Genomic DNA, 22,433 nt, shown 5'->3' with positions numbered 1-22,433 from the left:
GATAAACCGGCTTGTCGGTGAGGCTGCTTGTTTGTTGCTTGTGAAGCTTAGCTCAGCCCTCGCAGCAGAACCAAATCCGCTGATCAGGTGAAGCAATGGTGATCATCAGGCGCTCCTCGTACAACCTCGTTTCCCAGGCCCTTGGGGCTCCGGGTCGGTGTCCGTGTCGCTCTGACCTGGAATAAGTTACGGGTTGCGTTGATGCAAAGTCAAATCGCCTCTCTACCTGCGGTTTTGCAGGGGTATCGATGAACAGGCGGTGACGCGCGGCCGCCAGGCAGGCCAACGAGGCCACGGAGGACCGGCGTTGCCTGCCCGTTGACAAGCTTCCGGACGGCAACAATGGTCGAAATGCGGGTCGACACGGGAATACGGGGCGAGACGAAGGAGTCTGCGTGAATTCATCGGTGGGATCGCGAACGCCCGGCGACCGGACAGCAGGGACGGACGGTCTGGTCTACGTCGTCTTCATTACCGCGGCCGCGGCCATGGGCGGGTTCCTGTTCGGATACGACAGCTCGGTCATCAACGGCGCGGTCGAGGCGATCCGCGACAGGTACGACATCGGATCGGCGACGCTCGCCCAGGTGGTCGCGATCGCCCTCATCGGCTGCGCGGTCGGCGCGGCCATCGCAGGACGCATCGCGGACCGGATCGGTCGGATCTGGGTCATGCGGATCGCGGCCACTCTGTTCACCTGTAGCGCGATCGGGTCGGCACTGCCGTTCGCGCTGTGGGATCTGGCCATGTGGCGAGTTATCGGCGGTATCGGCATCGGCATGGCCTCGGTGATCGGGCCCGCCTACATCGCGGAAGTCTCGCCGCCCGGCTATCGCGGACGACTGGCCTCCTTCCAACAGGCGGCCATCGTCACCGGTATCGCCGTCTCGCAGCTGGTGAACTTCGCGATCCTCAAGATGGCGGGGAGTGAGCAGCGCGGGCATATCGGCGGACTCGAGGCCTGGCAGTGGATGCTCGGCGTGATGGTGGTGCCCGCGGCGCTGTACGGGATGTTCTCCTTCACCATTCCGGAGTCGCCGCGCTACCTCATCTCCGTCGGGAAGATCGACAAGGCGAAGGAGGTGCTCGCCGAGGTCGAGGGCGACCACGGCAATCTCGACGCCCGGGTGGCCGAGATCCAGGAGGCGATGCACAGCGAGCACCGCTCGACCTTCAAGGATCTGCTCGGCAAGCGCGGGTTCCTACCCGTGGTGTGGATCGGTATCGGGCTGTCGGTGTTCCAGCAGCTGGTCGGCATCAACGTCGTCTTCTACTACTCGGCGACACTGTGGCAGTCGGTCGGCATCGACCCGTCCAGCTCGTTCTTCTACTCGTTCACCACCTCGATCATCAATATCGTCGGCACCGTCATCGCCATGGTGCTGGTCGACCGGATCGGCCGGAAACCGTTGGCGCTCATCGGATCCGCAGGCATGGCCATCGCGCTGGGGCTGGAGGCGTGGGCGTTCTCGGCCAAGACCGGCTCCGGAAGCAATGTGACACTGCCGCACGCGCAAGGCATTACCGCGCTCGTCTCGGCGCACGTGTTCGTACTGTTCTTCGCGCTGTCGTGGGGTGTGGTGGTGTGGGTGCTGCTCGGCGAGATGTTCCCCAACAAGCTGCGCGCGGCCGCGCTCGGTGTCGCGGCGTCGGCGCAGTGGATCGCCAACTGGGTCATCACCGCCAGCTTCCCCAGCCTCGCGGACTGGAACCTGTCGGGGACCTACGTCATCTACACCGCCTTCGCCTTGCTCTCGATCCCGTTCGTGCTCAAGTGGGTGCCCGAGACCAAGGGCAAGGCGCTGGAGGAGATGGGCTGATCCTCGCTATTTGAGGATCTTGGTGATCTGGCCCGCGCCGACGGTGCGCCCGCCCTCGCGGATGGCGAACTTGAGGCCCAGCTCCATGGCGATGGGCTGGATCAGCACCACCTCCATCGACACGTTGTCGCCGGGGAGGACCATCTCGACCTCGGTCGGGAGGGTGACCACCCCGGTGACATCCGTTGTGCGGAAGTAGAACTGGGGGCGGTAGTTGTTGAAGAAGGGGGTGTGGCGGCCGCCCTCCTCCTTCGACAGGATGTACGCCTGACCCTCGAACTGGGTGTGCGGGGTGACCGAACCCGGTTTGATGACGCACTGGCCGCGTTCCACGTCCTCGCGTTTGATGCCGCGCAGCAGCAGGCCGACATTCTCACCGGCCTGGCCCTCGTCCAACAGCTTTCGGAACATCTCGATGCCGGTGACCGTGGTCTTGGTGGTCTTCGGGCGGATGCCGACGATCTCGACCTCGGCATTCACCTTGAGCACGCCGCGTTCGATGCGGCCGGTGACGACGGTACCGCGGCCGGTGATGGTGAAGACGTCCTCGATGGGCATGAGGAACGGTTTCTCCACCTCGCGGGTGGGAGTGTCGATCCAGTCGTCCACCGCCGCCAGCAGTTCGGTGATGCCCGCACCCCACTCGCCGGTGGGATTCTCCAGCGCCTGATACGCGGAAATGCGGACGATCGGCGTGTTGTCACCGTCGAACTCGTATTCGCTGAGCAGATCGCTCACCTCGAGCTCGACCAGCTCCAGGATCTCCTCGTCCTCGACCATGTCGCACTTGTTCAGCGCCACCACCATTTTCGGCACGCCGACCTGCCGGGCCAGGATGACGTGCTCCTTGGTCTGCGGCATCGGCCCGTCGGTGGCGGCGACCACCAGGATCGCGCCGTCCATCTGGGCCGCGCCGGTGATCATGTTCTTGATGTAGTCGGCGTGACCGGGGCAGTCGACGTGCGCGTAATGCCGGTTCTCCGTTTGGTATTCGACGTGGGCGATGGAGATGGTGATGCCGCGCTGGCGCTCCTCGGGGGCCTTGTCGATCGCCTCGAACGGGGTATACGGATTCAGGTCCGGATATTTGTTGTGCAGGACCCTGGTGATCGCCGCGGTGAGAGTCGTTTTGCCGTGGTCGATATGGCCGATGGTGCCAACGTTGACGTGCGGCTTCGTCCGCTGAAACTTCGCCTTCGCCACTGGAGACCTCCTGCGCACCCATGGGAGAAGCGGGCACCGGAGGGTGGGAACACCGCGCAGTCATGCCCGACGGCGGTGTCGAAATCCAGGGTATTTCCGCGCGGGCCGGGAAAGGCCGGGAACCGGGTGAACCGGACGTCAGTGACTGTTGACGCGAACGCGGCCCAACCGGCTGCGGTCGGGGCGGCCCAGTAACGTGGGCTGCTATGACAGCTGTTGCAGATCGTTCGCTCGGACCGGAACTGGTACGCACCGAGGGCATCGGGGACGCCGATGTGCTCGTCATCGGACTCACCTCGTCGGACGACGGGCCGGTTATCGCGCCCGCCGACGCCTTCTCCGACGTACTCGACGCGGACACCCGGGCGGCACTGCTGAGCGCGGTGCGGGCGGTCGGGGCCAAGGGCAAGGGTGAGGAGATCACCCGGGTGCCCGCGCCCGCCGGACTCGGCGTGGACTTCGTGCTGGCGGTCGGGCTCGGTGCGGCCGACAAGGTGGACGCCGAACAAGTGCGCAAGTCGGCCGGTGCGGCCGGGCGGGCGCTGACCGGGGTCACGACCGCGGTCACCACCTTGTCCGGGCTGGATCTGGGTGCGGCGGCCGAGGGGTTCTACCTGGGCGCTTACCAGTTCACCGCGTTCAAGTCGGCCAAGTCCGCGCCGAAGGCCGATGATCAGCCGGTCAAGCGGGTCGAATTCCTGGTTCCCTCAGCCGAATCCGGCGAGGAGGAGCTCTTCCGCGCGCAGGCCATTGCCGAAGCCGTCGCCACCGCACGGGATTTCGTGAACACCCCGCCCAGCGACCTGTACCCGGGCGAATTCGCCAACCGCGCAGCGGAATTGGCCAAGGCCGCCGGACTCCAGGTGGAGATCCTCGACGAGAAGGAACTCGAAACCCAGGGCTACGGCGGCATTCTCGGCGTCGGCAAGGGGTCCTCGCGGCCGCCGCGGCTGATCCGCATCACCTACGCGGGCGGTGATCGCAAGGTGGCGCTGATCGGTAAGGGCATCACCTTCGATACCGGCGGCATCTCCATCAAGCCCGCGGCGGGCATGGAGAACATGACCTCCGATATGGGCGGCGCGGCGGCGGTCATCGCCACCACGCTGCTCGCGGCGCGACTGAGCCTGCCGATCACCGTGATCGCCACCGTGCCGATGGCCGAGAACATGCCGTCGGCGACCGCGCAGCGGCCCGGTGATGTGCTCACCCAGTACGGCGGCACCACCGTCGAGGTCATCAACACCGATGCCGAGGGACGACTCATCCTCGCCGACGCCATCGTGCGGGCGGGCGAGGATTCACCCGAGTACATCATCGACGTCGCGACCCTGACCGGCGCGCAGATGGTGGCCCTCGGCACCCGCACCCCGGGCGTCATGGGCACCGACGCCTTCCGTGACCGCGTCGCGCGCATCTCCCAGTCGATCGGCGAGAACGCCTGGGCCATGCCGCTTCCCGCCGAACTGCGCGCCGACATCAACTCCAAGATCGCCGACCTGGCGAACGTCGCACCGCACCGCTGGGGCGGCATGCTCTCGGCCGGACTGTTCCTCAAGGAATTCGTCCCCGAGAACGTCCAGTGGGCGCACCTCGATGTCGCGGGCCCGGCCTACAACACCGGCGGCCCCTTCGGCTACATCGGCAAGGGCGGCACCGGCGTCCCGGTCCGCACCCTGATCACCACCCTCGAGGACATCGCCGCCGAATAGGTTCAGCTCTACCTCCTCGAATGCCCGCCCCGCGAAATGCGGCGGCGGGCATTCGCGTTCAAGGCGGCGGTCACACCGCACAGGCATTACGGCGGCCGACTGGGAGGGTCCGCACCCCGCGATCTGCGATGCGGCGCGTCACTGCCGGAAACGCCCGCCCGGCACCACGGGGCTTGCGTTTCCCGTCCCGTGGGCAACAGACCGACCGAGTTCCGACTCGATGCGCCTGGTGGTCGGCGACGTCGACACCAGGCGTCAGAATCATCGAATGCGAACGGAATCCGGCAGTGGGTCGATGAGAGAGCATGTCGCGGACGCGGTCCGGCTGATCGTGCCGCCCGCGGGCCACCCTCATGGGCCGTTGCCGCCGTTGCTGCTGGCATTGACGGTCGTCACCGGGTTGGTGGATGCCTTCAGCTATCTCGAACTCGGGCATGTGTTGGTCGCGAATATGACCGGGAACATTGTGTTCTCGGGGTTCGCGGTGGGCGGGGCGGCCGGGTTCGTGTGGTGGGCGCTGGTGCTGGCGATCGTGGCGTTCCTGGGTGGGGCGCTGGCGGGAGGACGGCTGCGGGCTCGGGTGGGTGCGCATCGGGGGCGGCATCTGAACTCGGCGGCGTGGGTTGAATTGTGTTTTGTGGCAGCGGCTTTCGTGACCACGCTGATCGTTTCGCGGCCGTATCACGGGTGGTCGCTCACGCTGCTGATCGTTTTGCTGGGGTTCGGGCTGGGGCTGCAGAACGCGACCGCCCGTGCCCTCGCGGTGCCGGATCTGACGACGACCGTGTTGACCTTGACGCTGACCGGGATTGCCGCCGACAGCGCGCCTGCGGGCGGGTCCGGTAGTCGGGTCGGGCGGCGGCTGGTGCCGATCGCCGCCATGTTCGGGGGCGCGGCCATCGGGGCTGCACTGGTCGTTCACCATGCGGCGACCGCGGCGCTCGGGGTGGCCACCGTTGTGTTGGCGGTGGTCGCGGTGGCGAGCCACACCACCCGGCACTCCACCGCGAGTTGGACCGCCTGACAAACGACGTCCGCCCCGCGAAATCGCGGGGCGGGCGTCTCTGTTCGCAATCTGGTCAGAAGTCCTGGGCCGTGCGGCGTTCCAGGATGCGGCGGCGGGATTCGTAGTCGCGCAGGCGTTGCGGGTAGCCGACGCGGCGGGCGTCGTAGACCGGGATGCCGAGGGTCGACGACAGGCGTTGCGCGCCGCGTTCGCCGACGACGCGGCGGGTCCACGCGCCGTCGTGGGCGACGAGGATGACCGAGACGTCCGAGACCGTGGTACGGGGCTCGACGAAAGCCTCCACGCCGTAGTGGCTTCGGGTCCAAGTGACCAGATGCTGCATGTCCTCGGGGTCGGCGTCACCGCGACGACCGGTCCCGCTGCGCCCGAACAGGTCCAGGAAACCCATACCGGCAACCTCCTCTCCGGCCCACGGAAAGCACCGCCGGATACTTCGATAGTGCCACTCGGACAAGCGTCCGCAACTCCCGCGATCAACTCCTAAGCAGCCCCACGGCGACTTCTCAGGCCCAGCTCAGGCCATCTGACGGACAACTGCCGCGACCAGCGGCGGTCAGGGCCGGTGGGTGCTGCGGTAGGTGGCGGGTGGCTCGCCGTGCGTGCGCTTGAACGCGCGGGAGAAGGCGAATTCGGAGGTGTAGCCGACGCTTCGGGCGATGACGGGCAGCGGTTCGGAGGTGTGGCGGAGGCGGCGGGCGGCGAGGTCCATGCGCCAGCGCGAGAGGTAGGCCAGCGGGGGTTCGCCGACGAGGGCCGTGAATCTGCGGGCGAGGGTGGCGCGGGAGACGCCGACCCGGGTGGCCAGTTCCTCGATCGTCCATGGGTGGGAGGGAGATTCGTGCAGCAGAGAGATGGTGCTGGCGATTTCGGGGTCGCGCAGGGCCGCGAGCCAGGACGCGCCGGATTCGGGGTTGCGGGCGGTCCAGAGGCGCAGCGCCTGCACGAGCAGGACATCGACGAGGCGCTCGGTGACGGTTTGACCGCCCGGGCGGTCGACGGCGAGCTCGGTGGCGAGCAACAGGAGTGTGTCCGCCAGTTCCCGGCCCGCGGCGGTGTGGTCGGCGGGCAGGTGGACCACCTGGGGCAGCAGCCGCATCAGGGGATGGGCGGGCTTCGTCTCGTATCGGTATGCGCCGCAGATCAATCGGGTTTCCGCGCCGGATCCGGGGATCTGGAGATGGCGGGTGCCGACGGTCACCTCGACCTCCTCGAAAGGGATCACCGCCGTGTCGGGGCCGCTGGAGAGACGATGACCCGCGCCGCTCGGCAGCAGAATGAAGTCGCCCGCGCCCATCTGGATCGGCGTGCCGTCGGGGGCGCGCAGCCAGCAGGTGCCGTACGCGACGGCATGGAACGCGGCCTTCGGCATGTCGTCGAGCCGCACTCCCCACGGGGCGAAAGCCGTCAGCTGGGCGGTGACGGCACCGCCCACCTTGGTCGCGGCGAGGACATCGGTGAGCACATCCACTCACTCATCATATGAGACGATCGGCAATAGATCCGCGAGTTCGGGCCATGGGCCGCGAAACCGACTCTGCCTAGCCTGGATTCATGACAAAAAGCTATTCCGAGCAGGTCCCGGGCATGCGTGAACAGCTCTTCGCGGCGGCCCCCGAGGCAATCCTGCGGCGATTCGACGGAGAGGCCGAGAGTCTCACCGAAGCCGGACAAAAGGCCCTGCGGGTAGGTGACATCGCGCCCGACTTCACGGCCGAAGACGCCACCGGGCGCACCTTCTCGCTCAGCGCGGCGCTGGCGGACGGGCCGGTGGTGCTCGCGTTCTATCGTGGTGCGTGGTGCCCGTACTGCAATCTGCAACTGGCCACCTTGCAGTCGGCGCTCGACGAGATCACCGCGCGCGGAGCACGATTGGTGGCGCTGTCCCCGGAGACGCCGGACACGTCGCTCAGCCTCGCCGAGAAGCACGCGCTGAAATTCGATGTGCTGTCGGAGCCGGGCCTGCGGATCGCCGAAGAGTACGGGCTCGTCTTCACCATCGATCCCGGCATCCGCGACAACTACCAAGCGGTCGGTAATGATCTGACGCACCTCGGCTGGCGGCTCCCGGTCCCGGCCACCTACGTCATCGGCACCGACCGCCGAATCCGCTTCGCACACATCGACGGCGACTTCCGCAATCGCGCCGAAGCCGCCGACATCCTGAAGGCGCTCGACTGACCGAAAGACCCTCGACCGATCCCAAGGCTCTCGACCAGTACCCGCGAAGCCGAAAGCACTCCCCCGCGACGCCCCCGGCCACCCGGCCGACGGGCGTCGCGGTCGTCTCTCAGCTAGCCGACCGCAACCCGCACGCCCCCGACACGACTCCCACCCACCGGCACCCCGGGCGCTCGCGTCGCGCGCAAACGTGATACGTGTCATGCCATCCCGTCAATCCAGGCTCACGCCAGGGACATCCGGCGCTCACACCCCGGATCGCGACACGAAGAGGTCGGCGCAACCGCCGCCCTGTGACACGCCGCACCCGGGCGAGTGCAAGGATGGGTGATTGGAACAAGAACCAACACGGATCTCCGGTGCCACAGAATGTTCGGTGGCCGTCGGGCCGACATCGCGACCCGCGATGCCACGCCCGCGGAGAGACGAACTGTTTAACCCGACGAGCAGTCAGAGGAGTAGACGGACATGACCTTCTCCGTCCAGATGCCGGCTCTTGGTGAGAGCGTCACCGAGGGCACCGTCACCAGGTGGCTGAAGCAGGAAGGAGACACGGTCGAGGTCGACGAGCCGCTTCTCGAGGTCTCCACCGACAAGGTCGACACCGAGATCCCGTCCCCCACCGCAGGCGTTCTGGTGAAGATCGTCGCCCGTGAGGACGATGTGGTCGAGGTCGGTGGCGAGCTCGGCGTGATCGGTGAGGCCGGTTCGGCCCCCGTCCCGGCCGCCGCCCCCGCACCTGCCGCAGCCCCGGCCCCCGCGCCCGCGCCGGCCCCCGTTTCCGCCCCGGCCCCGCAGCCGGTTGCCGCCGCTCCGGCCCCGGCGCCCGCCGCGCCCGCTCCGGCCGCTGCCGCCTCCGGAACCCCGGTCAAGATGCCCGAACTCGGCGAATCCGTGACCGAGGGCACCGTCACCCGCTGGCTCAAGCAGGTCGGCGACCAGGTGGCCGTGGACGAGCCGCTGTTGGAGGTGTCCACCGACAAGGTCGACACCGAGATCCCCTCGCCGGTCGCGGGCACGCTGCTCGAGATCTCCGCGCAGGAGGACGACGTGATCGCCGTCGGCGGTCAGTTGGGTGTGATCGGCAGCGGTGTCGCCGCGGCCGCGCCTGCCCCGGCTCCCGCGCCCGCTCCGGCTCCGGCCCCCGCGCCTGCCCCCGCTCCGGCTCCGGCCGCCGCGGCTCCCGCGCCTGCTCCGGCTCCCGCCCCGGCCCCGGCTCCCAAGCCCGCCGTGGTTCCGGCCGCGGTCACCCCGGCCGACGAGCCCTCCACCAACGGCGGCCCGTACGTGACCCCGCTGGTGCGAAAGCTGGCCGCGGAGAACAACGTTGACCTCGCAGCCCTGAGTGGTTCCGGGGTCGGCGGCCGCATCCGCAAGCAGGATGTGCTCGCCGCCGCGGAGGCCAATAAGGCTCCGGCCGCCCCGGCTCCCGCCGCTGCCGCGCCCGCCGCCGCTCCGGCCGCACCGGCCGCTGCCGCCGCGCCGCGTGGTTCGCTGTCGCACCTGCCGGGCACGGTCCAGAAGGCCACCCGCATCCGGCAGATCACCGCGACCAAGACCCTCGAGTCGCTGCAGACCACCGCGCAGCTGACCCAGGTGCACGAGGTCGACATGACCAAGATCGCGTCCCTGCGCAACCGCGCCAAGGCCGCGTTCAAGCAGCGGGAGGGCGTGAACCTCACCTACCTGCCGTTCTACGCCAAGGCCGTCATCGAGGCGCTGGCCGTGCACCCGAACATCAACGCGTCCTACAACTCCGACACCAAGGAGATCACCTACCACTCGGTGGTGAACCTGGGTATCGCGGTCGACACCGAGCAGGGTCTGCTCTCGCCGATCATCCACAACGCCAACGACCTGTCGCTGGCGGGCCTGGCTCGCGCCATCGCTGATATCGCCAACCGGGCGCGCACCGGTGGTCTGAAGCCGGACGAGCTGGCCAACGGCACCTTCACCATCACCAATATCGGCTCGAACGGCGCGCTGTTCGACACCCCGATCCTGGTGCCGCCGCAGGCCGCCGAGCTGGGCACCGGCGCGATCGTGCGTCGCCCCATGGTGATCACCGACGACGGCAACGAGTTCATCGGCATCCGCTCGATGGCCTACCTGCCACTCACCTACGATCACCGCCTCATCGACGGTGCCGACGCGGGTCGCTTCGTGACCACGATCAAGCACCGACTGGAAGAGGCGGCGTTCGAGGGCGACCTCGGCCTGTAGTCGCATGAAGGTCGTGGTCGCCGGATCATCCGGTCTGATCGGGACGGCACTCGTCGCGGCCCTGCGCCGCGACGAGCACCAGGTCGTTCGCCTGGTGCGCCGTCCCGTCCACGCCCGCGACGAATTCACCTGGGACCCGGTCCGTTCCCATCTGGACGAGCGCGCGCTGCGCGATGCCGATGCCGTGGTGAATCTCTGCGGTGCGAGCATCGGGCGGCGGCGCTGGAACGGCAGCTACAAGCAGGAGCTGCGCGACAGCCGCATCGTCCCCACCGACGTGCTGGCCGCCGCGGTCGCGGCCGCGGGGGTGCCGACGCTGATCAATGCCAGTGGCGTGCACTACTACGGCGGCGACGGCGGGGACCGGGTGAAAACCGAAACTTCCCCCGCCGGAACAGGATTCCTGGCTCGGCTGTGCGCCGACTGGGAAGCCGCCACCGAACAGGCCTCCGATGCCGGGGTGCGCACGGTGCTGCTGCGCTCGGCGGTGGTGCTGGCGCGGCACGGCGGCATGCTCGGAATGCTGTATCCGCTTTACTATCTCGGGCTCGGCGGGCGACTGGGCAGCGGGCGACAGTACGTGCCGTGGATCTCGCTGGACGACGAGGTGGGGGCGATCACGTATGCGCTCACGCACGAAAACCTTTCCGGCCCAGTGAATATGGTCGGTCCCGCGCCGGTCACCAATGCGGAGTTCACCCGGGCGCTCGGTCGTGTCATGCACCGGCCCACACCCTTGATGGTTCCCGCATTCGCCTTGCGGATGGCCGTCGGCGAGTTCGCCGAAGAGGCAATCCTGCACGGCCCCAGGGCAATTCCCACCGCGCTCGAAGACGCCGGGTACCAGTTCCAGCATCCGACCATCGGTGCTGCTCTCAGCGCCACTCTCGGTCACACGGAGTAGGTTCCGGCCGAAAGCGCCGGACCGACGGCGGGCAGGGCGGTGGATCTCACAGCGGGCGCGGTGCACGTCACACCATGCCCGTCGATACCGTGTCCAGGTGACCAATCAACCGTCCGAGCTGCTGGTCCGGGATGCGCGGGAGAGCGATCTACCGGAGATCCTGGTGATCCACAACAACGCCATCGCCGAGACCACCGCCATCTGGGATACCGAGCCCGCCGATCTGGACGAGCGCAAGGCGTGGTTCGCGGCGCGGACCGGGGCCGGGCATCCGGTGCTAGTGGCCGAGATCGACGGCCGGGTGGCCGGGTACGCCAGCTACGGGCAGTTCCGGCCGAAGTCCGGCTACCGCTTCGCGGTCGAGAATTCGGTGTACGTGTCAGATATATTCCAGCGTCGCGGAGTCGCCACCACGCTGATGACCGCGCTGCTCGAGCGGGCGCAGCGCTCGGACGTGCACACCATGATCGCGGCGATCGAGTCGAGTAACCGCACGTCGATCGCACTGCACGAGAAATTCGGCTTCGCGATCGTCGGGCAGCTGCCGGAAGTCGGACACAAGTTCGGGCGCTGGATGGACCTGACGCTCATGCAACGCGTCCTCGACGGAGGGGTAACGTCGCAATCGTGAGTGAGAGTACGGCCACCGCACCGTTACCCCGTGCGGTATCCGCCCGCTTCGACGGCACACCCCTCGCCGTGGAGAATCTGGGCCTCATCGATTACCAGCAAGCCTGGGAGTTGCAGCGGCGAATCGCCGCCGAGCGCGCCGACGGAATCGGACAAGACCGGCTGCTGCTGCTCGAACATCCCTTCGTCTACACCGCCGGCCGCCGCACCGAACCGCAGGATCTGCCCATGGACGGCAGCCCGGTCATCGAGGTGGATCGGGGCGGGAAGATCACCTGGCACGGGCCGGGGCAACTGGTCGGCTACCCGATCGTGCGGCTGGCCGAACCGGTCGACGTGGTCGCGTATGTGCGCCGCCTCGAGGAAGCCCTGATCGCCGTCTGTGCGCAGCTCGGGCTGGAAACCGGTCGGGTGGAAGGCCGTTCGGGCGTGTGGGTGCCGAAATCGGAGTTCCTGCCCGAACGCAAGGTCGCGGCCATCGGCGTGCGCGTGCAGCGCGGCGTCACCCTGCACGGGATCTCGCTCAATTGCGATTCCAGCTTGGACGGATTCAATGCCATCGTGCCGTGCGGCATCCGCGACGCGGGCGTCACCACGCTCAGCCGCGAACTCCGCCGCGACGTCACGGTGGACGAGGTGCGGCCGCTGGTCGCCGACGCCGTCGCGCGCGCCCTCGACGGCGACCTGAAGGTGACCGACCACGCCATCTCGCGCTGCGCCACGAGCGCCGCCGAATGCCCCGAGCCGCTGCCCGCGGCCATGACCGATCAGCTCCCGGTGGTGCCCGCCGCAGTGCCCGCCGAGCGCGCATGATCACGAGCGTAGGGTGAACAAAGTGACCTCTGTCGACAACCCGACACCAACAAGCGCGTCCGCACCCAATGGCCGCAAATTGCTCCGCATCGAGGCGCGCAACGCCGAGACCCCGATCGAGCGCAAACCCTCCTGGATCCGCACCCGCGCGACCATGGGCCCCGAGTACACCGAACTCAAGGGTCTCGTGAAACGCGAAGGGCTGCACACGGTCTGCGAGGAAGCCGGGTGTCCCAACATCTTCGAATGCTGGGAAGACCGCGAGGCCACCTTCCTGATCGGCGGCGAGCAGTGCACCCGGCGCTGCGACTTCTGCCAGATCGACACCGGCAAGCCCGCCGCGCTGGATCGTGACGAGCCGCGGCGCGTGGCCGAGAGCGTGCAGGCCATGGGGCTGCGCTACTCGACCATCACCGGCGTCGCCCGCGACGATCTCGAGGACGGTGGCGCGTGGCTGTACGCCGAGACCGTCCGCGCCATCAAGGCGCTCAACCCGAACACCGGTGTCGAGCTGCTGATCCCGGACTTCAACGCGGTGCCCGAGCAGTTGGCCGAGGTGTTCTCGTCGCGGCCGGAGGTGCTGGCGCACAACCTGGAGACGGTGCCGCGCGTGTTCAAGCGCATCCGGCCCGCGTTCCGGTACGAGCGCTCGCTGGCCGTCATCACCGCCGCACGTGAGGCCGGACTGGTCACCAAGTCCAACCTCATCCTCGGCATGGGCGAGACCCCCGAAGAAATCACCGAGGCGCTGCGCGACCTGCACGAGGCAGGCTGCGACATCATCACCATCACCCAGTACCTGCGCCCCTCCCCCCGCCACCACCCGGTCGACCGCTGGGTGAAGCCGGAGGAGTTCGTCGAGCACTCCAAGGCCGCCGAGGAAATGGGCTTCGCCGGTGTCATGGCCGGACCGCTGGTCCGCTCCTCCTACCGCGCCGGTCGCCTCTACGCTCAGGCCATGCGCCACCACGGGCGCGAGATCTCCCCGGAGATGCTGCACCTGGCTCAGGAGGGCTCGGCGGCGCAGGAGGCCACCAGCGTGCTGGCGCGCTTCGGTTCCGCGGGCGCGTAAGCGGATTCGCCTGCCGAACGCGGCAGGTTAGAGACAGACAAGGCCGGGTCCGGACGACATGTCCGGGCCCTTGCCATATCCGAAGGTTCCGCGGCCTGCGGCATCCGAAAGTTGTGCGGCGGCGGCGTGGCCGGATGTACACCCTGCTGATCAGTGCGCAGCGGTACTTGCCAGGTGAACGCCCGGTATCGGCGCGCCATACAAATCGGTTCGGTCGATTCGTGGACGAGTGCGCGCCGCTGGTGGGAAGCTCGAAGGACCGCTTTCATCGACCCACCGGAGCGAGCCATGGTCGAGCGAACGACGTTGTCGCAAGGTGTCAACGGCAGGGTAGTCGTGGCCGAAAGGCCGGACGACATACGGAATGTGGTGCTGGTCGGACACAGTGGGTCGGGCAAGACCACGCTGGTGGAAGCACTGGCCGTGGCTGCGGGGGCCGTGCCCCGGGCGGGGCGGGTGGAGGACGGGACCAGCGTCTCGGACTACGACGATATCGAGCAGCGACAACATCGGTCGGTCCAACTGTCGGTGGTGCCGATGGGATGGGACCACATCAAGGTCAATCTCCTCGATACCCCCGGATACGCGGATTTCGTCGGGGAACTCAGGGCCGGTCTGCGAGCAGCGGACGCGGCCCTTTTCATACTCTCGTCCGCGGCGGGCGTGGAGGGTGTCAGCGGGGCGACGCTGGCGCTGTGGGAGGAATGCGCGCACGTCGGCATGCCGCGCGCCCTCGTGCTCACCCATTTGGACACCGCGCGAGCCGATTTCGAGGACATGACCGAGACCTGCCGGGAGATTCTCGGCGGCGGGCGATCGGAATCGATACTGCCGCTGCATCTTCCGGTGTACGGGCCGAAGGCTGCCGATGGGCACCGGCCGGTGACCGGGCTGATCGACCTGCTCACCGAACACGTCTACGACTATGTGACCGGCGAACGCACGGAAACGCCTGTGTCGGCGGAACAACGCGAGCAGATGGAGGAGGCGCGCGGGCGCCTGCTCGAAGGCATCATTGCCGAGAGCGAGGACGAATCGCTCATGGACCGGTACCTCAGTGGCGAGGAAATCGACCTCGCCACCGTGGTCACCGATCTGGAGAAGGCGGTGGCGCGCGGCAGTTTCCATCCCGTGCTGATCGCCGCACCGCCACCGGAAGGGGCGCGGCAGGGGCTGGGGACGGTGGAAATCCTGGATCTGATCACGCGCGGATTCCCCACACCCGCAGAGCATCCCGTGTCGGCGACCGGGTCGGGCGGCAAGGCGTCCGCCCTGGCCTGCGATCCCACTGCACCCTTGGCGGCGGAGGTGATCCGCACCGCCTCCGATCCGTACGTGGGGCGAATGTCGCTGGTGCGCTTGTTCTCCGGCACCCTGCATGCCGACGACACCGTGCACGTGTGCGGGCACGGGCCCGCCGAGACCGGCAATCACGATGCCGACGAACGCGTCGGCGGGGTGTCCGCACCGTTCGGCAAGCAGCAGCGGCCGCTGCCGCAGGCCATTGCCGGGGACATCGTGTGCGTGAGCAAGCTGTCGCGGGCCGAGACCGGGGATACCTTGTCCGCCAAGGACTGTCCGCTCATCATCGAACCCTGGTCGATGCCGGATCCGCTGCTGCCGGTGGCGATCAAGGCGCACAGCAAGGCCGACGAGGACAAGCTCTCGCAGGGCTTGGCGCGGCTGGTCGCCGAGGATCCGACGGTGCGGCTGGAACAGAATCCCGACACCCATCAACTGGTGCTGTGGTGCCTGGGCGAGGCGCATCGCGAAGTGGCGCTGGAACGGCTGCGGTCCCGCTTCGGGGTGCAAGTCGACGTGATCGACCACAAGGTGGCGTTGCGGGAAACCTTCGCCACCTCGGCATCGGCCAAGGGGCGGCATGTGAAGCAGTCCGGCGGCCACGGGCAGTATGCGATCTGCGAGATCGAGGTCGCTCCCCTACCGGAGGGGTCCGGGATCGAGTTCGTCGACAAGGTGGTGGGCGGAGTCGTTCCGCGCCAGTTCATTCCGTCGGTCGAGAAGGGTGTGCGCGCCCAGGCCATCAAGGGTGTGGCGGCGGGCTATCCGCTGGTGGATGTCCGGGTGACGCTCTTCGACGGCAAGGCGCACTCCGTCGACTCCTCCGACGCCGCCTTCCAAATGGCCGGTGCGCTCGCCCTCCGCGAGGCCGCGGGCACCGCGCGTATCAGCCTGCTCGAACCCATCTCCGAAGTCCGCGTGGTGGTTTCGGACGAATACGTGGGCCCCGTCCTCGGCGACCTGTCCAGCCGCCGTGGCCGCGTCCTCGGCACCGAACCGGTCGGCCTGGGCCGCACCATGATCCGCGCCGAAGTCCCCGAACTCGAACTCAGCCGCTACGCCATCGACCTACGCTCCCTGGCCCACGGCGGCGCCACCTTCACCCGCGCCTACACCCGCCACGAAGCCATGCCCGCCCAACTGGCCGACTCGATGCGAGAGAAAACCAAGACCGCCAACTGATCTCGCGATGACCAGCCCGGCACAAATGCCAGGCGAGGATGATCGGCGAAGAGCGGCTGTGGCTCGCCGCCACCCACGCCGGGCTCGCGGATCGGGCGGCGGTGGCGCTATTCGCGGGCCACGGGGTTCCGCTATTCGCAGGCGACGCCGTCGTTGTCGCGGTCTAGGGCCGAGCGGTAGCCGGGCTCGCCCTTGCGGATGGGGGCGGCACCGGCGTCACGCGCTTCGGTGCAGTTCTTGTAGTAGACGTCGGCGGCGGGGACGACCAGGCCGGCGCCTGCGAGCAGGTCGCGTGCGGTGGTCGCCGCCGGGACCGCGGGGATCACGGCCGGGTCGGCGGGCTCGGCCGGGGCGAGCGGGATTTCGGCCGGGGCGGTCTGGAAAGTGGCCGGGGCGGCGGGGAAGTCCGCGTGTGCCTCGGTGGCGGTCACCGCGATCAGGGTGGCGGCGGTGGCGGTGGTCAGGCCGATGGTGGCCAGGACCTTCTTCATCTCTTTCACTCCATTCATTGGTGAACAACAGGCTTGGTGGGGATCAGGGAGTGCAGGCGTCGAGGACGCGGATCATGGCGTCCTTCTCGGGCTGCGTAACCCACAGGGAATAGGCGGATTTCACCGAGATCTGCTTCGCCACATAGGTGCAGCGGAAGGATTCGTCGGACGGCAGCCAGGAGGCGGCGTTGCTCGCGCCCTTCTGCTGATTGGCGGCGCCGTCCACGGCGAGCAGATTGCGCGGATCGTTCGCGAGATTGGTGCGTTCGCGCGGGCTCAGTTGCTGCGCGCCCGTCTGCCAGGCGTCGGAGAGGGCGACCACGTGGTCGATCTGGACCGCGTTCGAGGTGTCCTTGCCGCGCACGAAATCGATGGCCTTGCCGGTGTACGGGTCGGCGAGGGTGCCGGAGAGGACCACGCATTCACCGGTGCCGGGTTTGAATGCCGGGTCGATGAGGTCACGGCCGAGGATGTCGTTGCGGGTGTCGCAGCCGTTGTGGCCGCCCGCGACGTCGACATCGTCGGTCCAGGTGTCGCCGAACTGATTTCGCGCGTAACCGGTCTTGGGGGCGCGGCCCTTTACCGGGAGCGTGTCCAGCAAAGCGCGGGCGTCGGCCGGGGACAACACGACGGCCTCGGTGAACAGCAGCGCCGCGGAGCGCGGAAGCGGCTGCGCGACAGTCGTGGTCGGCGCGTCGGGTTCGGCGGCCAGGCCGTGGGCGGTGCACGCCATCAGGCAGAGCACGCTGAGCAGCAGTGCGGCCGCGCCCGACACCCGGGTGCGGAGACCGGCGGAGGCGGGCCCGTGGTCCGTCGACCGCATGTCCTTCCGATCCCTTCGCTCGCTGATTGCTGACGAACCAGCACAGCAGATCCAAGCGGGCTTTCACAAAGCGCACAGTTGCCGGTGAGTCGCGTCCGGGTGGTAGCCCGCCCGGCCCGAACAGTGCTGTCACCGGGTCGTCTGCGCTCCCGCCGACCGGCCGATCCGGTGTCGCCCGATCCCACCGAGTGAGACGAACCCCGCACCTGTCTCGCCCTGTGACACACCCGGGATCCCCCGACACGAGCAACCGCTCACCACGCTGGTGATCCCGTCGCGAACCGGGCGTACCCGGCCATTAAGCTGGACGTCATGGCAGCAGGCAAGGGCGGTAATCCGTCGAAGGAAGCGAAGGCCGCGGCGAAGGCGGCGCGCAAGCAGGCGTCGAAGGAGCGTCGCCAGCAGCTCTGGCAGGCGTTCCAGATGCAGCGCAAGGAAGACAAGCTCCTGCTGCCGCTGATGATCGGCGCCTTCGTCGGCATCACCGTGTTGTTCCTGGTGATCGGGTTCATCTTCGGCATGCAGTGGTTCCTGCTGCCGATCGGCCTGCTGCTGGGTGCGCTCGCCGCCTTCATCATCTTCGGCCGCCGCGTCCAGAAGAACGTGTACGCCAAGGCCGAGGGCCAGGCCGGTGCGGCCGCTTGGGTTTTGGACAACCTCCAGGGCAAGTGGCGTGTCACCCCGGGTGTCGCCGCCACCACCCAGCTCGACGCGGTGCACCGCGTGGTCGGCCTGCCCGGCGTGATCCTGGTGGCCGAGGGTTCCCCGCAGCGCGTGAAGTCGCTGCTGGCGCAGGAGAAGAAGAAGGTCTCCCGCATCGTCGGCGACACCCCGATCTACGACGTCGTCATCGGCAACGAGAAGGATCAGGTCGCCATCAAGGACCTGCAGCGCTACCTGACCAAGCTCCCCCGCAATATCGACGCCAAGCGGATGGAACTCATCGACGGTCGCCTCTCGGCGCTCGCCACTCGCGGCGGCCCGGCCCTCCCGAAGGGCCCGCTGCCGAATGGCGCGAAGATGCGCGGCGTCCAGCGCAGCATCCGCCGCCGCTGACCCACCCTCGATCCCTCGAAGCCCGCGTCCCCGGACGCGGGCTTCGCCATTTCCGCGAGTTTGTGGGTGGGCTGGCGACGGTCAGGTCGGGAGGCGGAGGGTCGTTTGGGCGGTGAACGTCAAGTAGGTGGCGGTTGGGGTGGTTGTGAGTTGGAGCATCACTGCTGAGCAGTGGGGGCAGCGGATTACCGTGCCGGGGCAGTTCAGGTAGACGAGGGCTCGGGCCAGGGGTTCGGTGGAACCGCAGGTGGGGCAGCGGCATTCGTGGAGGGTGGGGTCGCCGGGGAGGAAGTCGGAGAGTGGACCCGCCAGGGCATTGCCATCCAGGTAGTGATCGCCGGGAGTGGCTGCCGCATAGGTGTAGGGGGTGGGCATGGTCAGCCTCCGGTCGGGCCGAAGCGTTCGGTGCGGATCATGGCGGGGGCGTGACCCGCGGAAACCAGGGCGTCGGCGGCGAATTCGACGAACGGGGTGGGGCCGCAGACGTAGCAGGTCACCGTGGGCGATGGGGGTAGAGACAGGCGGGCGATCTCGGTGCGGGTGAGGCGGCCGGGCGGTCGGGGGTCCGCGGTGGGGGCGGTGCGGGTGTAGGCGACGAAGACATCGATGTCCTCGTCGGATTCGGGATTTTCGAGGTAGCAGACCTGGCCGACGGGGTCGGCGGTCGATGCGAGAGTGGCGCGGCGGAGTTCCGCGAGTTCGTCGGCGTAGAGCAGGTCCTCGGGCGTGCGGACCGAGTACAGCAGCCGGAAAGGGCTGGTGTTGAGGGACTTTCGGCGGGCGCGCAGCATGGCGGCGAGCGGGACGATGCCGGAGCCGCCCGCGATGAGGACGGCCGCGCCGCTGGTCTCGGGGGTCCAGACGAACCAGCCGCCGACGGGGCCGCGGACTTCGATGAACGCGCCGACGGGGAAGGTGTCGACCAGGTAGCCGGAGACTTCGCCGTCTCGCACGCGCTGGACGGTGATTTCGATGTGGTCGCCGTCGGCGGGCGCGGCCAGCGAGTAGCTGCGTTCGGCGTGGTAGCCGTCGGGTGCGGTGAGGCGGACGTCCAGATGCTGGCCGGGGCGGTGGCCGGGCCAGCCGTCGACGCGCAGCACCAGGGTGCGGGCCGAGGCGGATTCGGTGCGGGTGGCGACGAGTTCGGCGGGCTGCCAGCGCATCAGTCGTCCTGGTAGCGCTGTTCACGCCAGGGGTCGCCGTAACTGTGGTAGCCCGCGGCCTCCCAGAAACCGAGCTCGTCCTGGTCGAAGAGGTGGATTCCCTTGACCCACTTGGCCGATTTCCAGAAGTAGAGGTGCGGGACCAGCAAGCGGGCGGGGCCGCCGTGTTCGGGGTGCAGGTCCTGGCCGCCGAAAGTGTGGACGATCCAGGCGCGGCCGTCCATGAGATCTTCCAGTGGGAGGTTGGTGGTGTAGCCGCCGTGGCTGGAGATGAGCGCGTATTCGGCCTGGGTTTCGACGGTTTCGAGGAGGGCGTCGAGGGAGATGCCCTGCCAGTCGGTATCGAGTTTGGACCAGCGGGTGACGCAGTGGATGTCGACGTGCGGGCGTTCCTGCGGCAGCGACATCAATTGCGGCCAGCTCCAGGCGTATTGGCGGCCGGTCTCGTTGGTGATGGTGAACTGCCAGTGGTCGAGGTTCACCCGCGGGGTCGGGCCCGCCGAGAGCACCGGGAAGTCCTCGACCAGGTATTGGCCGGGCGGTAATCGGTCACTCTGGGGACGGGGGCGTCCTTGGAACCCGGGCGAAAAGCCAGTCATCCGACCACTCCTCCGCTGCGACAGCCGCGAACGCGCTCCGGGTCAGACTACGCCGGGGCGTCTCCGGGAATCGGGCCTTTCGGGCAGCGGTCAGGCGATGTGACGCGAGAGGAAGCGGACCACGTCGGGGGTGACGGTCGACCAGTACTCGTCGGTGTGGCCGCCCGGCGTGATGAGACCGACCTCCGGACGCGCGGTCGCAATGAAGCGGCGGCAGCCGTCGATGAAACGGTCACGGTCGCCGCACCACAGGCCGATCGGGGCCGGGCCCAGTTTGTCGAAGTTGCGCAGCGGGTCCAGGGCGGCCCACTGGTCGGCGTTGATGAACGCGTTGCGCTTGGCCATTTCGGTCCAGGAGGTGAGCAGACCCGGCGACATGGTGGCAACCACGTTCAGCGGGCGGCCCTGCTCGAAGCGACGGCGCGCGTAGACCATGGCCCCGAACCCACCCATCGAGGTGCCGGTGACCGCGGCGGGCAGCCCGTCGGGACCGCCCAGGCGACGCTGGGCCAGCCAGCCGGGAACCTCGTTGACGAGCATCGACATCGGATCGTCGCCGGTGCCGTGGTCGTGCCAGTAGTTGTCGCCGCCGTCGAGGGCGACAAAACCGAAGGCCGGGGACAGCTTCGAGGCCACACCCGCGGCGAGCAGGTCGGCGATATTGCCGACGGCCGCGGTGTGAGCGTTGCCGTGCAGACCGTGCAGCAGCAGGGAGATCGGCAGATTCTCGGTGGGGACGCCGGGCGGCAGGATGGTCACCAGGTCGACCTGGCGGCCGCGTGCGGCGGAGTAGACGCGCTCGGTGCGGATGATCGGGTTGACGCCGAGCACCATCTTGCCGACGTCATTGCCGGTCAGCGTGCGCTTCACCTCGTCGGTGTCGACCGCGGCGTTGACGCCCGCGCTCACCGCGGCGCCCGCGGCGGCCAGACCCAGCAATCCGGTGGTCGCGAACAGGGACCGCCGGCTGAATCTCCGCGCGGCCGCCCTGTAGTCCTCGACCATGGATCCTCCATCAGCACAACAACAGCTACCTGCCGCGGAACCGACCTATCGGAAGATCACGGCAAATCGCCGCCACCATACCGATCGAAAGCAAACTACGGTGAACATTCAGCAACGTCTCACCACACGCTTAGCCAACAGCATCGCAGGTAACGGCAGGAATCCGGGCCGACTCGGCCTGAGTTCATATATTCGAATCGGCCCGCGCGGAAATTCCATAACAACGGGCGTGAGGTTTTCGTGAGGCACAACTCCGCGAGCCGACCCTCAGCGACGATCAGCGGCTGTAGACCAGGGCCGTACCGGTGGCGCGATCGTGCATGCCGCGGCCGTCGGAGTCGGTGAACAGCGCGGGAATCACGAACAGCAGGATGAGCTGACGCACCAGCGCACGCACGAACCCAACCGGCGCTTCGGCATCGACCCGGCTGACACGGATCTTGAGGAAGTACTGCCCCGGCGTGAACCCGAACAGGGTGACCGCCGCGATCCCGAGCACGAACCAGACCAGCAGCGTCGGCGTCGAGAGCGCCTGCGTGATCACCTCGAAGTGCGAGGGCGGCTGCTGCCCCTTGGGAATCGTCATCTTCGAGATGATCTTGGCGGCATCCGGCCGCACGATGATCGCGGCCAACCCCATCGAGATGAACCAGTCGACCAGCACGGCCACGACGCGACGAGTGAACGGCGCCAGCGCCCCCACCCCGGACTGCGGCAGCCCGAGCTCCTTGCCCTGATACTCACCAACCGGGTTGTCGCCGGATTCAGCGTTCGGTCCGGACAGCCATGAGCCGGTGATACGTGCCATGACCCCCAGCTTAAGCCGCCCCCACCGGCCGCTCGAGCACCCCTGCCGGTCGGTTCGCACGAACGGTCTCATATATGGGTTCGGCCTACCTGTTCACCCGTTTCCGGGTCGGTCCGCAACCGCCCGGCAGACCCATTTGCCAGGTGGATGCGGGGCGGTGAGGATTCTCACCATTGCCCGGTCATGGTTGGCAAGGCCCCTAACTTTTCAGAGTCTTAACAGTCAGTTCCGGCTGCTCAATGGCAGGATGTCGGTGCTGGTCGAGCATTGCTCGGCGACCGCTGTGGCGTCTTCGGGAGGCCGGGGGCACCGCCGAACCCCCGGCCAGCAGTGCGTGTAACACTGGCGAAACACAGCCTTGATTGCAGGGAAACACCGCGTCCATACCGTGTGGTCGCGACGAACCCATGCAGTCACCACTG

Annotated in this window: 21 protein-coding genes; 11 read left to right on the top strand and 10 right to left on the bottom strand. The window is 68.0% G+C overall.

The features are described 5' to 3' along the window. Positions 1–395: 395 nt before the first annotated feature. A complete protein-coding gene (locus tag ACYVN4_RS06565; RefSeq protein ID WP_460718308.1) occupies positions 396–1,820 on the top strand; it encodes a sugar porter family MFS transporter in 1,425 nt (474 codons plus the stop codon). A gap of 6 nt (positions 1,821–1,826) precedes the next feature. Here the strand turns inward: ACYVN4_RS06565 and tuf are convergent, their stop codons facing one another. Beyond that, entirely contained in the window at positions 1,827–3,023 is a 1,197-nt protein-coding gene (tuf, locus tag ACYVN4_RS06560) for an elongation factor Tu (protein WP_460718307.1), read from the bottom strand. Positions 3,024–3,229: 206 nt separating this feature from the next. On the opposite strand from tuf, the gene ACYVN4_RS06555 reads away from it, so the two are divergent. Then, complete coding sequence (locus tag ACYVN4_RS06555) at positions 3,230–4,735, top strand: leucyl aminopeptidase (protein WP_460718306.1); 1,506 nt, start codon at positions 3,230–3,232, stop codon at positions 4,733–4,735. A gap of 268 nt (positions 4,736–5,003) precedes the next feature. Continuing rightward, positions 5,004–5,759 carry a YoaK family protein gene (locus tag ACYVN4_RS06550; RefSeq protein WP_460718305.1) on the top strand — a complete coding sequence of 252 codons (756 nt, stop codon included), beginning with the start codon at positions 5,004–5,006 and terminating at the stop codon, positions 5,757–5,759. Positions 5,760–5,814: 55 nt separating this feature from the next. Here ACYVN4_RS06550 and ACYVN4_RS06545 read toward each other — a convergent pair whose 3' ends face one another. Continuing rightward, the gene (locus tag ACYVN4_RS06545; RefSeq protein WP_460718304.1) at positions 5,815–6,150 is read right to left on the bottom strand and encodes an oxidoreductase; all 336 of its coding nucleotides are present in this window, start codon (positions 6,148–6,150) and stop codon (positions 5,815–5,817) included. A gap of 165 nt (positions 6,151–6,315) precedes the next feature. After that, complete coding sequence (locus tag ACYVN4_RS06540) at positions 6,316–7,230, bottom strand: AraC family transcriptional regulator (protein ID WP_460718303.1); 915 nt, start codon at positions 7,228–7,230, stop codon at positions 6,316–6,318. Between the two features lie 83 nt (positions 7,231–7,313). Between ACYVN4_RS06540 and ACYVN4_RS06535 the strand changes: the two genes are divergently transcribed. The 7 genes from ACYVN4_RS06535 to ACYVN4_RS06505 all read left to right on the top strand — a co-directional run bounded on the left by ACYVN4_RS06535 (position 7,314) and on the right by ACYVN4_RS06505 (position 16,066). Further along, complete coding sequence (locus ACYVN4_RS06535; protein WP_460718302.1) at positions 7,314–7,940, top strand: peroxiredoxin-like family protein; 627 nt, start codon at positions 7,314–7,316, stop codon at positions 7,938–7,940. Between the two features lie 468 nt (positions 7,941–8,408). Continuing rightward, complete coding sequence (sucB, locus tag ACYVN4_RS06530) at positions 8,409–10,163, top strand: 2-oxoglutarate dehydrogenase, E2 component, dihydrolipoamide succinyltransferase (protein ID WP_460718301.1); 1,755 nt, start codon at positions 8,409–8,411, stop codon at positions 10,161–10,163. A gap of 4 nt (positions 10,164–10,167) precedes the next feature. Continuing rightward, positions 10,168–11,067 carry a TIGR01777 family oxidoreductase gene (locus ACYVN4_RS06525; RefSeq protein WP_460718300.1) on the top strand — a complete coding sequence of 300 codons (900 nt, stop codon included), beginning with the start codon at positions 10,168–10,170 and terminating at the stop codon, positions 11,065–11,067. Between the two features lie 118 nt (positions 11,068–11,185). Then, on the top strand, positions 11,186–11,698 hold the full coding sequence (locus tag ACYVN4_RS06520) for a GNAT family N-acetyltransferase (protein ID WP_460718378.1): 513 nt from the start codon (positions 11,186–11,188) through the stop codon (positions 11,696–11,698). Continuing rightward, a complete protein-coding gene (gene lipB / locus ACYVN4_RS06515) occupies positions 11,695–12,510 on the top strand; it encodes a lipoyl(octanoyl) transferase LipB (RefSeq protein WP_460718299.1) in 816 nt (271 codons plus the stop codon). Before ACYVN4_RS06520 ends, lipB begins: the two co-directional genes overlap by 4 nt. 22 nt (positions 12,511–12,532) lie before the next feature. Then, on the top strand, positions 12,533–13,582 hold the full coding sequence (gene lipA / locus ACYVN4_RS06510; protein WP_460718298.1) for a lipoyl synthase: 1,050 nt from the start codon (positions 12,533–12,535) through the stop codon (positions 13,580–13,582). A gap of 288 nt (positions 13,583–13,870) precedes the next feature. Then, complete coding sequence (locus ACYVN4_RS06505; RefSeq protein WP_460718297.1) at positions 13,871–16,066, top strand: elongation factor G-like protein EF-G2; 2,196 nt, start codon at positions 13,871–13,873, stop codon at positions 16,064–16,066. Between the two features lie 131 nt (positions 16,067–16,197). Here the strand turns inward: ACYVN4_RS06505 and ACYVN4_RS06500 are convergent, their stop codons facing one another. After that, positions 16,198–16,557 (bottom strand): excalibur calcium-binding domain-containing protein, encoded by a 360-nt coding sequence (locus ACYVN4_RS06500; RefSeq protein ID WP_460718296.1) that lies wholly within the window; start codon positions 16,555–16,557, stop codon positions 16,198–16,200. A 43-nt stretch (positions 16,558–16,600) separates the two neighbouring features. Continuing rightward, a complete protein-coding gene (locus tag ACYVN4_RS06495; RefSeq protein WP_460718295.1) occupies positions 16,601–17,380 on the bottom strand; it encodes an HNH endonuclease family protein in 780 nt (259 codons plus the stop codon). A gap of 312 nt (positions 17,381–17,692) precedes the next feature. Between ACYVN4_RS06495 and ACYVN4_RS06490 the strand changes: the two genes are divergently transcribed. Further along, positions 17,693–18,436, top strand: coding sequence for a DUF4191 domain-containing protein (locus ACYVN4_RS06490; protein WP_460718294.1), 744 nt, complete (start codon positions 17,693–17,695; stop codon positions 18,434–18,436). 81 nt (positions 18,437–18,517) lie between these two features. On the opposite strand, the gene ACYVN4_RS06485 is transcribed toward ACYVN4_RS06490, so the two are convergent. From ACYVN4_RS06485 to ACYVN4_RS06465, 5 genes are all read right to left on the bottom strand, one after another. Then, positions 18,518–18,811, bottom strand: a complete 294-nt coding sequence (locus tag ACYVN4_RS06485) for a DUF6510 family protein (RefSeq protein WP_460718293.1) — start codon at positions 18,809–18,811, stop codon at positions 18,518–18,520. 2 nt (positions 18,812–18,813) lie between these two features. Beyond that, positions 18,814–19,599: a ferredoxin reductase gene (locus ACYVN4_RS06480; protein WP_460718292.1), complete on the bottom strand. Its 786-nt coding sequence runs from the start codon at positions 19,597–19,599 to the stop codon at positions 18,814–18,816. After that, positions 19,599–20,198, bottom strand: a complete 600-nt coding sequence (locus ACYVN4_RS06475; protein WP_460718291.1) for a molybdopterin-dependent oxidoreductase — start codon at positions 20,196–20,198, stop codon at positions 19,599–19,601. Before ACYVN4_RS06475 ends, ACYVN4_RS06480 begins: the two co-directional genes overlap by 1 nt. 90 nt (positions 20,199–20,288) lie before the next feature. Further along, positions 20,289–21,203, bottom strand: coding sequence for an alpha/beta hydrolase (locus tag ACYVN4_RS06470; RefSeq protein WP_460718290.1), 915 nt, complete (start codon positions 21,201–21,203; stop codon positions 20,289–20,291). A 277-nt stretch (positions 21,204–21,480) separates the two neighbouring features. Continuing rightward, positions 21,481–22,011, bottom strand: a complete 531-nt coding sequence (locus tag ACYVN4_RS06465; RefSeq protein ID WP_460718289.1) for an RDD family protein — start codon at positions 22,009–22,011, stop codon at positions 21,481–21,483. Positions 22,012–22,433 lie beyond the last annotated feature (422 nt).

This window comes from Nocardia heshunensis (genome assembly GCF_054782115.1).
This window is presented reverse-complemented; position numbering and strand designations above follow the sequence as displayed.